The organism is Bacillus sp. LR_5 (assembly GCF_042709275.1).
In genome coordinates, this window is the sequence record NZ_JAVAXX010000222.1 from 1 (window position 1) to 10862 (window position 10862).

General features: G+C 46.2%; 9 protein-coding genes and 1 other annotated feature. Of the genes, 2 read left to right on the forward strand and 7 right to left on the reverse strand.

Annotation, left to right across the window (positions count from 1 at the left end):
* Positions 1-28: 28 nt before the first annotated feature.
* Complete coding sequence (gene araE / locus RAC86_RS28625; protein ID WP_003243899.1) at positions 29-1423, reverse strand: arabinose-proton symporter AraE; 1395 nt, start codon at positions 1421-1423, stop codon at positions 29-31.
* Positions 1424-1626: 203 nt separating this feature from the next.
* On the opposite strand from araE, the gene araR reads away from it, so the two are divergent.
* Entirely contained in the window at positions 1627-2715 is a 1089-nt protein-coding gene (gene araR, locus RAC86_RS28630; protein WP_003243070.1) for an arabinose utilization transcriptional regulator AraR, read from the forward strand.
* 48 nt (positions 2716-2763) lie between these two features.
* Here the strand turns inward: araR and RAC86_RS28635 are convergent, their stop codons facing one another.
* Complete coding sequence (locus RAC86_RS28635; protein ID WP_101172208.1) at positions 2764-3774, reverse strand: LLM class flavin-dependent oxidoreductase; 1011 nt, start codon at positions 3772-3774, stop codon at positions 2764-2766.
* Positions 3775-3930: 156 nt separating this feature from the next.
* On the reverse strand, positions 3931-4809 hold the full coding sequence (locus RAC86_RS28640; protein ID WP_217024121.1) for a LysR family transcriptional regulator: 879 nt from the start codon (positions 4807-4809) through the stop codon (positions 3931-3933).
* 99 nt (positions 4810-4908) lie between these two features.
* Here RAC86_RS28640 and RAC86_RS28645 point away from each other — a divergent pair, with 99 nt between their 5' ends.
* Positions 4909-5826: a DMT family transporter gene (locus tag RAC86_RS28645; RefSeq protein WP_377886287.1), complete on the forward strand. Its 918-nt coding sequence runs from the start codon at positions 4909-4911 to the stop codon at positions 5824-5826.
* Positions 5827-5866: 40 nt separating this feature from the next.
* Here the strand turns inward: RAC86_RS28645 and RAC86_RS28650 are convergent, their stop codons facing one another.
* The 4 genes from RAC86_RS28650 to lutB form a co-directional block, all read right to left on the reverse strand.
* Positions 5867-7210 carry an amino acid permease gene (locus tag RAC86_RS28650; RefSeq protein ID WP_015251204.1) on the reverse strand — a complete coding sequence of 448 codons (1344 nt, stop codon included), beginning with the start codon at positions 7208-7210 and terminating at the stop codon, positions 5867-5869.
* Positions 7211-7278: 68 nt separating this feature from the next.
* Positions 7279-7514: a binding site (T-box leader), on the reverse strand.
* Positions 7515-7611: 97 nt separating this feature from the next.
* Positions 7612-8646 carry a glycosyl hydrolase family 18 protein gene (locus RAC86_RS28655; RefSeq protein ID WP_377886288.1) on the reverse strand — a complete coding sequence of 345 codons (1035 nt, stop codon included), beginning with the start codon at positions 8644-8646 and terminating at the stop codon, positions 7612-7614.
* 107 nt (positions 8647-8753) lie between these two features.
* Positions 8754-9476 carry a lactate utilization protein LutC gene (gene lutC, locus RAC86_RS28660; RefSeq protein ID WP_003228309.1) on the reverse strand — a complete coding sequence of 241 codons (723 nt, stop codon included), beginning with the start codon at positions 9474-9476 and terminating at the stop codon, positions 8754-8756.
* The coding region (gene lutB, locus RAC86_RS28665; RefSeq protein WP_377886289.1) for a lactate utilization iron-sulfur protein LutB at positions 9476-10862 on the reverse strand (1387 nt) is incomplete at its 5' end. The genes lutC and lutB, both read right to left, overlap by 1 nt.

Consider the following 10862-nt stretch of genomic DNA (forward strand, 5'->3'; position numbering starts at 1 on the left):
TAGAAAGGGCTATTTCATTAAAGCGTTTTCATTTTATCCAAAGCTTTTCAATTTCCTCGAGCGATTTGTTCTTCGTTTCTGGACAGATCGTAACGACAAACAGGAAACAAAGGATGTTAATCACCGCAAAGATCCAAAATGTATAGGCGAGCCCGAAAGAATCGATCATCATTGGCACAAACTGTCCAATCGCCCAGTTTGCTCCCCATAAAAAGATGGTCGCAATGCCCGCGGCCCGCGCACGCAGATGGTTCGGAAAGATTTCAGAAATCATAATCCATGTGATCGGTCCGACCGAGACACAGAAAGCAGCGACAAAACCTAATATAAGGACGATCATCATGATCCCGCTTGTTAACTCAAAGTAAAACGACGTCCCGATTAAAATCATAAAAATAGCCATAAAAGCAGAACCGATGGACATCAGTTTTTTTCGTCCGACTTTATCAATCAGCAACACCGCAATAACGGTAAAGATGACTTCTACAACACCGACGATACAAGTTGTCACAAATCCGGCGTTTTGCCCGAATCCCATCATTTTAAAGATTTCCGGCCCGTAGTAAGTAATGGCGTTCATGCCGATGACTTGGTTAAAGAGCGCCAGCAGGATTCCAATGACAAGCGCCTTTCTGAGCCCCGGCTTAAACAGCTGGGAGAGCGACCCCATTTGTTCTATTTTTAAAGAGTTCTCAATGTTCTTTAATTCTTCTTTTGCAACAGTTTCTCCATTAATACGTGTCAGGATCTTTAAAGCTTCATTTGTTTTGCCCGCTTTCGCCAGCCATCTCGGACTTTCCGGGACGACGAGCAGGACAAGGAAAAAGATGACGGACGGCACCATTCCATAAGCAAGCATCCATCTCCAGCCGGTGTGCACGCCCCATTCGTATGTTCCGGACCGCTGCACAGCTAGATTAATAAAGTATGTAGCGGAAATACCCAGTATCGTAAAGAGCTGATATAAGGAAGATAAACTTCCGCGTATGGCGGGCGGTGCCGCTTCTGTAATATACGTAACAGAGAGCGATGAGCCCATCCCGATTCCCAGCCCCCCGATAATCCTTGCAATGATTAAGGTGGACACGTCTTGAGAAAGCGCTGAAACGATTGCTGATATCGCAAATAACAAAGCGGCTGTCATTAAAATTTTTCTCCGGCCGAATCTGTCACTTAAAAAGCCGGATATCCCGACGCCCACAACTCCTCCAATCATAATGCTTGAAATGACAAGTCCCTCCATAAACGGACTCAGGCTGTATAAATCTTTCAGAAAACCGATGGCGCCAGAAATCACTGCCGTGTCATAGCCATACAATAAGCCGCCAAGCCCCGCCGCACATGAGATCAAAATGACAAATCCCATTGAATGGCTTCGTGTTACAGGAACATTTGGTTCTAATTGAGTTGGAGTATTCTTCATTTCCCTGCCCTCCCGAATGTTGAGTAAAGCGTTTTCATTCAAAACTTAAATTGTACGTACTTATATTAAAATTTAACGAAAATTACATTTAATTAGTACGTACAAATATAGAATAATCTTGTTTGCATTTTCTGTCAATGTTTTCTTACAAAGAACGCTGTGATATACTGAAATTTGTCCGTATACATTTTGGAGGAATGGATATGTTACCAAAATACGCGCAAGTAAAAGAAGAAATCAGTTCTTGGATTAATCAAGGCAAAATACTGCCCGATCAAAAAATCCCTACCGAAAACGAATTAATGCAGCAATTCGGCGTCAGCCGGCATACCATCCGCAAAGCGATCGGAGACCTCGTATCACAAGGTCTGCTGTACAGCGTGCAAGGCGGAGGCACCTTTGTCGCTTCACGCTCTGCTAAGTCAGCGCTGCATTCCAATAAAACGATCGGTGTTTTGACAACCTACATATCAGACTATATTTTCCCGAGCATCATCAGAGGAATCGAGTCCTATTTAAGCGAGCAGGGGTATTCTATGCTTTTGACAAGCACAAACAACAACCCGGACAACGAAAGAAGAGGCTTAGAAAACCTGCTGTCCCAGCATATTGACGGACTCATCGTAGAACCGACAAAAAGCGCCCTTCAAACCCCAAACATCGGCTATTATCTGAACTTGGAGAAAAACGGCATTCCTTTTGCGATGATTAACGCGTCATATGCCGAGCTTGCCGCGCCAAGTTTTACCTTGGATGATGTGAAAGGCGGGATGATGGCGGCGGAGCATTTGCTTTCTCTCGGCCACACGCATATGATGGGTATTTTTAAAGCTGATGACACACAAGGCGTGAAACGGATGAACGGATTTATACAGGCGCACCGGGAGCGTGAGTTGTTTCCTTCTCCGGATATGATCGTGACATTTACAACGGAAGAAAAAGAATCAAAACTTCTGGAGAAAGTAAAAGCCACACTGGAGAAAAACAGCAAGCACATGCCGACAGCCATTCTTTGTTATAACGATGAAATTGCGCTGAAGGTGATTGATATGCTGAGGGAGATGGATCTTAAAGTGCCGGAAGATATGTCTATCGTCGGGTATGATGATTCACATTTCGCCCAAATCTCAGAAGTGAAACTAACCTCTGTCAAACATCCGAAATCAGTGCTTGGAAAAGCAGCCGCCAAATATGTCATTGACTGCTTAGAGCATAAAAAGCCGAAGCAAGAGGATGTCATATTTGAGCCTGAGTTGATCATTCGCCAGTCCGCACGAAAACTGAATGAATAAAAAAAGCAATGTATGGGTCTCCCCGCTACATTGCTTTTTTTATAGCTGTTATCTGTTTTTCCAAACGTCAGCGATGATTTCAAACGAACGCATTCTGTCTGCGTGTTCAAAGGTTTCTGAGTTAACCATAATTTCGTCAGCCTGTGTCGTTTTGACGAAATCTTCAAGCTTCGCCTTCACTTCTTCCGGACCTCCGACAATCGTGGAGCTCAGCTGCTCATTGACCATCGCTTTTTCATACGGGCTCCAGATTTGGTCCATATCCTCAACAGGCGGTTTAAGCTGGTTCGGCGTACCGCGGACAAGATCAAGAAACCTTTGATAATGCGAAGTCGCAAGGTGCTGCGCTTTCTCGTTTGTATCTGCCGCGATAATGGTGACACCGACCATCGCATACGGTTCGTCGAGCACGTCTGACGGCGTGAAGGAATTGCGGTACAGCTCCAATGCAGGAACCGTATTCGCCGGTGAGAAATGAGCGGCAAAGGCAAACGGAAGACCTAGTTCACCTGCCAGACGGGCGCTGAAGCCGCTTGAGCCCAGCAGCCAAATCGGCACATCTATGCCCTCTCCGGGAATGGCGCGAACTTGATTGCGCACATTTCCTGACGGTTTAAAATAATTGCGCAGTTCCTCTAATTGTTCTGGAAAATCCTCCCCGCTGCTGATGTTTCTGCGGAGCGCTCTGGCTGTCAATTGGTCTGTTCCCGGCGCACGTCCAAGCCCCAGATCAATCCGCCCGGGATACAGTGTTTCCAGTGTGCCGAATTGTTCAGCAATGACTAATGAAGAGTGGTTCGGGAGCATAATGCCGCCGGAACCGACGCGGATTTTCTTCGTGCCTCCGGCAATATGGCCAATCAAAACTGCAGTGGCGGAGCTTGCAACACCTTCTATATTATGATGTTCAGCAAGCCAGTAACGGTGATAGCCCCATTCCTCTGCCCGGCGCGCCAAGTCCATGCTGTTTCGGAATGATTCTGCAATCGTTCCTCCCTGAACAACCGGAGATAAATTCAAGACAGAAAGCAAGGTATCTTTGCGTTGGTTGTTAGACATATTGTTCTCCTTTGCAAATGTGTTATCAGTAAACAGCCCAAAGCTGTCAGGTCATGATTGAAAGAACTTCTATCACACCATAACACAACTGCATTCAGGAATAAAAGAATTTGATTCGATGAAATTCGAACAATAAAAAACGAACGGTTTGGAACATTATTCTGCTCCAAACAGCTCCTTAGCCATCTCAATAAAGAGCTTAGCTGCCAGAGAAGCCTCCTTTAGCGACGGAACAGCAAGCTGCACATCACGGTATACCTGCGGGTCCAATTCCCGGATCACCACATGCTCCGGCAGCGGCATCCCCGACATGGACATTTCTGATAAAATGGCCAGACCCAGGCCTTCTCTGATCATACTGATCGAGGTGTTGATGTTATAGACCGTGAAAGCTGGGTGCAGCGTAGCGCCCGCCTGCCTGAACATATCGACAAATGGTGATTCATAGCCTCCGTCACAGACGATCATCGGTTCATGGTCAAGATCTTTCAGCGTAATGGCCGAATGACTGGCAAGCGGGTGATCGTCCCTGAGCACGACAGCCATTTTGTCTTTTTTCAAATGAATGTACTCCATCTCCTCTGTTGGATACAGAAGAATCCCAACATCTATCATCCGCGTATGAAGCCACTCCTTGACTTCATTTACAGTTCCCTCGTGCAGCACAAGCTCAAGTTTCGGATATTTTTGTTTAAATTCACTGATCAGCTTCGGCATAAAATAAGCCGAGGCAGTTGAGAATGTGCCGATATGGATCGTTCCCAGTTCAAGCCCTTTTTCCGCTGCTGCTACCTGCTCAACTTTTTCAATGCCTTTTAAGACTTCTCTAATGTGTACTAAGATCTGTTTTCCCGTATCTGTCAGCATCAGGCCATTGCGGCGGTCACGAATGATCAGCTTTACATCAAGCTCAGCTTCGATCGCAGAAATCGCATGGCTGACAGCCGGCTGTGTCATGTTCAGCGCCTGACCCGCTTTTGTAAAGCTTCCCGTTTCAGCTATTTTCACAAAAACCTTTAATTGTGTAATGGTCATAACAATTTACTTATGCTCCTTATAAAAAAGATTCATTTTATTTATCTTATGTTCTACCGTATCATATGATGGAAAAGTTCTACAAGGAGTGAATAAACAATGAAGCAGCTCTCAAAAACGCGGACAGCTCTCCTGCTCGCATTTCTCGTCATCATGTGGGGCGTCAATTGGCCGCTGTCCAAAGCCGCGCTCGCCTATTCTCCGCCATTATTGTTCGCGGGCATCCGAACGCTGATCGGCGGGCTTTTATTAGTCATTGTCGCACTGCCGCGTATTCATAAATTACGCTTAAAAGAAACGTGGCCGATTTATCTTGTTTCTGCTCTTTTAAATATTACGTTATTCTACGGCCTGCAAACGATCGGGCTGAATTATCTTCCGGCCGGCCTGTTTTCTGCAATCGTCTTCTTCCAGCCTGTTCTGATGGGTGTATTTTCTTGGCTGTGGCTCGGCGAATCCATGTTTGTAATGAAAGTGATCGGACTCATCCTCGGTTTTGCGGGAGTAGCCGTCATTAGTGCTGCGGGCTTTGGCGGGCATATTTCTGTCATTGGGGTTCTGCTGGCTCTCGGCTCCGCAGTCTGCTGGGCGCTCGGGACGGTATATATGAAAAAAACAGGCAGCCGCGTCGATTCCATCTGGATGGTCGCTCTGCAGCTGACGATCGGAAGCGTGTTTCTGCTTATATCCGGCTTTTGGACAGAAAGCTTTTCGGCGATCCAATGGACAGCTCCGTTTATCACGAGCCTGCTGTTCATCTCCGTATTCGTTATCGCGCTCGGCTGGCTTGTCTTTTTTACGCTTGTCGGTTCAGGAGAAGCAAGCAAGGTCGCATCTTATACTTTTTTGATTCCGCTCATATCAATCGTGGCCAGCTCCATTTTCCTGCATGAACCGCTCACCCTTAGCCTCTTGGCAGGGCTGATGCTGATTGTCACGAGCATCTGTCTCGTGAATACAAAATCAAAAGCGCAGAAAGCTGCGGCGATTGGTATAAACGAGAAAGCTGCACAATAATAAAAACCCTCTTGCCGGATGCGGCAAGAGGGTTTCTTATTTACTGATGCTTGCGTCCTTTGACCAAATATGCAACTGTAATCAAAAGGTAGATCGCCGCAGTAATGCCGGTAATGACAATTGATGTTGTCATGATGACCCCGATTAGAATGGCGAGTAATGCCACAATCGCAAACCATGTCGTGTACGGGAACCATTTTACATAATAGGCCGGTGTTTCCGTTTGCTGTTTTCTCGATTTTAAATGAGCGAATCCGATGATCAGCCAAATGAATAAAACGGTATATCCCAATGATCCCATTAAATAATTAAATGTTTGGCTTCCTGCGAACAGAGAAATCAATACGCCAATATAGAGAGAAGAAGTGCACATCAGAATCGCAAACATCGGTACGTTTTTCGATGAAAGCTTCGAGAAGACCTTTGGAAGCCTTCCGTCACTTGCCTGTGTATACAAAATGCGTGATGATCCGTATAAACCTGAATTCATAGAAGAAATGATCGCCAGCAGGATGACTGCATTCATGATATGATCCGCGCCCGGAATGCCTACCATTTTAAAGACCATCACGAAAGGACTTTCCGGAACGGAATTGACTTGGTTCCATGGAATCAGGCTGACGATGATGAAAAACGGCAGCAGGTAAAACGCGACAATCCGTGTCAGTGTGCTGCGGACAGCTTTCGGGACAACCTTTTCCGGATTTTTTGTCTCTGCAAGCGTTACACCGATAATTTCTGTACCGCCGTAAGAGTAGATGACGACAAGCATCGCCGTGATCAGCCCTGTGCCGCCGTGCGGGAAAAATCCGCCGTGGTCTGTCAGGTTGGAAAATCCGGATGCTGTATGATCACCGAATGATACAAATAAGAGCAGCAATCCCAGAATAATAAAGATAATAATAACGGTAATCTTGATCATTGCCAGCCAATATTCAGTTTCGGCGAAGATTTTAACAGAAAGCAAGTTTATAATCGTGACGATAAGAGAAATTCCTAATGCCAACACCCAGATCGGGCAGCCCGGCAGCCAATATTGAATGAAAATCGCAGCTACAACAGCTTCAGCCGCAATGTTAAGCACCCACATTTTCCAGTAGATCCAGTCCAAAAAGTAAGCGGCGTAATTTCCCAATACCTGCTGGACAAGATCACGGAAGGTTCTGGCGTTACGGTTTCGAACAGCCATTTCCGCCAGCCCCTGCATAATAAACAGCAAAATAATCCCGCCGAGCAGATATGCGATAATGACAGATGGCCCTGCCACATCGATCGCTGAGCTGCTCCCCTTAAATAAACCTGCGCCGATTGCTCCGCCCAGCGCCATCATCATAATATGGCGGGACGTCATCGTGCGTTTTAACGTTTGATTGTCGTTTTTCATCCTCTTCTACCTCTCCTTCTCGTTTTCAAAAACAAAAAAGCCCGCCGTCTCCTACCTAATCTAATAGATAAAGAGACGACGAGCCTTCGGCTGACCGCGGTACCACTCTTGTTGATTCTTCATGAAGAATCCTGCTTTTGACCTGTAACGAAGGTTAGCCGTTAAAACATAGGGAATATTCAATCTATTCCGTTCCGTCTTACCACTCCCGGGCGAGTTCAAAGAAGAATCAGGCTGCGTCGCACCACCCCGCAGCTCTCTGTTCTGATCACTTTCTTTTACTGCTCCCAATCTATGTGTTTTAGTTTTCTGAAAAACTCAAATTTTATGATCTGAATATATTAACATAATATACGTGCTTCTCTTTTAACTGTCAATAACTTCAGAGAAAAAAGAAACTGTTATTTTGTCCCTTTTCGAATGGCTTTCCAAAAGGATTCTGACTCGTTTCCTAATGCGTAAACTGAAACACCTGCTATTTTATATTGCTTTGCCAGATGGCTTTTCGTTTGAACGGTTTTTTCGTTTTCATACCACACGACATGTTTATGCTTCTTTTTGTCAACATAAGAAAACGTCATCGAGCCTGATTTTTTGTTGAATGCCGGCTTTGCTTTTTGTTTTTTGATGAGGGATTTGAGCTCATTCCATTCCCTTATTGTGCTGGCACTTCCGTCTTTTACATCCCAGTCATAGCCGTACGCAGGGATTCCCATGATGACTTTATTGGCTTTGATCTTTTTGACTGAAAACTGCAGAGAGCTTTTGATCCAGTTTGTGCTTGCCACTGACCCCGGCTCACCCCAAATGCCGTGTTCGTCGTAGGTCATGACTTGTACGAAGTCGGCATATTTGCCGATTTTCGCATAATCATACGGCCAGCTCCAGTCATCATTTTTATCATCGGCGCTTTTGGCCGGAACGGATACCATTGTTTTAATATGTTTCTTATTCAAAGCCTGTGAGACATATTGAATGAAGTTTGAGTATGCAGCGCGGTCTTCTGGATTTACTGCTTCAAAATCGATATTGATTCCGTAATATGAGTGCTTTTTGGCCAGTGTTATTAACTGATCTGTGAATTGTTTTTTCGCTGTTTTATTACTCATGACCCGACTCGCTAAATCTCCGTCAAAATCATAAATGGCATCATTATAGTTTGAAATGACAGCCCATGTCTTGATTTTTTTCTTTTTCGCATATGTCAGCTGCTTAGTTGGGGCATCGCCAATGATTTGTCCGTTTTTTTCAAACGCATATGTATCGGTTGCGATGGCATTCATGTATGTATGATATTTCGTAAGAGAATTGTATGAAGCCGTATCCCCAGTCGTGTAGCCTACTGTCATTCCGGCTGCCTTCGCTTCTGTTTTTGTATACATAAACAGAACAATCGCAATCGCCAGTGAAACCGCTATGATCAGCCATTTTTTCATCGCATTTCCTCCTGTATCAAGTCATACTCTTCTCATCGGCCAAAAAATTGGAAGTTGAAGTTTTTTCAAGCAAAAAGCCCGGCATATGCCTGCCGGGCTTCCTGAGTTCAGCGGTCAGAGACGAGAATATATGCTGCCTTTACTGGTCCGTGCACCCCCACAACTAAATCCATTTCAATGTCGGCTGAGTTACTCGGTCCGGTAATGTAGTTGATACATGAAGGAACAGTGACACCGTTCGCAATGTTTTGGCGGATGATATCACTGGCTTGTGTCATTCTCGGTACAATGCTTGATTTCGGCACGATCGCAATATAAGTCGTCGGCAAAAGGCTGACAGAGCGGCCGATGTCTTTTGAGGAGAAGAGGACAACCGTCCCCGACTCAGCCAATGTAATTTCGCTGAATGTAATCCCTACATTGGCTTGCTCCGCTTTTTTGATATTTTCCTCGCCTTTGTCAGCATCCCACTCCCAGACCGGCGTTCCTTCACTCGGCCAGTCCTTGGTGAGCAGGCTTTTCAGTCCGTATTCTTCAAAGCGGGGGTCCTTCGGAATGATGACAGGGCCTCCGGAAAAGCGGCTGACTTGCTCGCGCAGGGCATCGTAAAGGCCGGTTGAATCCGTTTCAATCAGCTCTGTATGGATTTTGACACAATGGTTTTTGAGCACTGTGACTAAGTCATCCGCTGAATAACCTTCAAGTGTTTTATATTGCGGCTGATGCGCCCATTCAGGGACTGCCACGCCTCCTGTTCTTCTTTCACGGCCCAGGCTGGATGCGATTCGATTTAAAAAGCTCTCTTGATTCTGAATGGTTCCCTTCGTCATCACTGCTCCTCCTTCGTGCGTTCACTTGTTTCTCTGTCCGCAAACCAGTCTCTGAATCTCGATTTATGCGGTGCCGGGAAGTCGCGGATCTGGGTCCAATTTTTAAGCGGGCCGGGCCCTTTCGAAATTTTTTCGTCCTCTGTAAAAGGCGTCATGGCGGCCGGCGCCCATTTTGAGCCCATTTTGTAAAGCGATAAGGAGGATGCGCCAAGTCCGAATGCTTTCATTGCAAGCTTTTCACTGATCGGCGCTCTGCCTTCTTTTTCGACGATATTCTGACGATGCTTGAGTAGCAGCTCATGAAGCGGGATTTTGACCGGGCAGGCTTCTGAACAAGCAGCGCACAGTGAAGACGCGTACGGCAGCTCCTTATAATCGTCATAACCGCCGAGCAACGGCGATAAAACCGCTCCGATCGGTCCCGAGTAGATTGAGCCGTATGAATGTCCGCCGACATGGCGGTACACAGGACAGACATTGATACAGGCGGCACAGCGGATACATTGCAGCACAGACTGGAATTCCGTTCCAAGGATATTGGATCGTCCATTGTCAACGATGACAAGATGGAATTCTTCCGGACCGTCCACTTCACCTTCCAGCTTCGGACCCGTCAAAGCTGTAATATAACTTGTCAGCCGCTGTCCGACAGCACTTCTTGTCAGCATGCTGACAAGCACTTCAAATTCAGAAAATGACGGGACAATCCGCTCCATTCCCATGACGGTAATTTGTGTTGTCGGCAAGGTGCTCACAAGCCGTCCATTTCCTTCATTGGTCACAAGGCTGACAGAACCCGTGTCAGCGATGGCGAAGTTACAGCCGGTAATGCCGATATCCGCTTCCAGAAACTTTTTCCGGAGAATGGCGCGCGCATGCATCACCAGCTCTTCCGGTTTTTCTGTATGTTGATAGTCCAGCCTTTCTTTAAACACATCGCGTATCTGCTCTTTATTTTTATGAAGGGCGGGCGCTACGATATGTGACGGCGGATCGTGATCATCGATCTGCAAAATATACTCGCCGAGATCGGTTTCTACGACTTCACAGCCTTCCTTCTCCAGCACCTCATTCAGATTGATTTCCTCTGTGACCATTGATTTAGATTTCACAATTTTCTTCCCGTTCTTCTTTTGAATGACATCACGAATATAAGAAGACGCCTCTTCCGCTGTTTCCGCGAAATAGACATGTCCGCCTCTTTTCGCCACATTTTCGGCAAGCTGTCCGAGATAGAAATCAAGGTTTTCAAGGACATGCTGCCTGATTTCCTCTGATAATGAGCGCCACTCCTCCCAGTTTCCCAGTTCTTCTGCTGCCTCTAGGCGCCGCGTCCGCAGACGCTCCTGTGCACCTGAAACAGCGCCTCTCATAAATTCATTATCA

Excerpts from the sequence above, each read along its gene's own strand:
- RAC86_RS28635 (WP_101172208.1), bottom strand. The coding sequence starts at position 3,774 with ATGTCTAACAACCAACGCAAAGATACCTTGCTTTCTGTCTTGAATTTA.
- RAC86_RS28655 (WP_377886288.1), bottom strand. The coding sequence starts at position 8,646 with ATGAAAAAATGGCTGATCATAGCGGTTTCACTGGCGATTGCGATTGTT.
- araR (WP_003243070.1), top strand. The coding sequence starts at position 1,627 with ATGTTACCAAAATACGCGCAAGTAAAAGAAGAAATCAGTTCTTGGATT.
- lutC (WP_003228309.1), bottom strand. The coding sequence starts at position 9,476 with ATGACGAAGGGAACCATTCAGAATCAAGAGAGCTTTTTAAATCGAATC.
- RAC86_RS28650 (WP_015251204.1), bottom strand. The coding sequence starts at position 7,210 with ATGAAAAACGACAATCAAACGTTAAAACGCACGATGACGTCCCGCCAT.
- araE (WP_003243899.1), bottom strand. The coding sequence starts at position 1,423 with ATGAAGAATACTCCAACTCAATTAGAACCAAATGTTCCTGTAACACGA.
- RAC86_RS28640 (WP_217024121.1), bottom strand. The coding sequence starts at position 4,809 with ATGACCATTACACAATTAAAGGTTTTTGTGAAAATAGCTGAAACGGGA.
- RAC86_RS28645 (WP_377886287.1), top strand. The coding sequence starts at position 4,909 with ATGAAGCAGCTCTCAAAAACGCGGACAGCTCTCCTGCTCGCATTTCTC.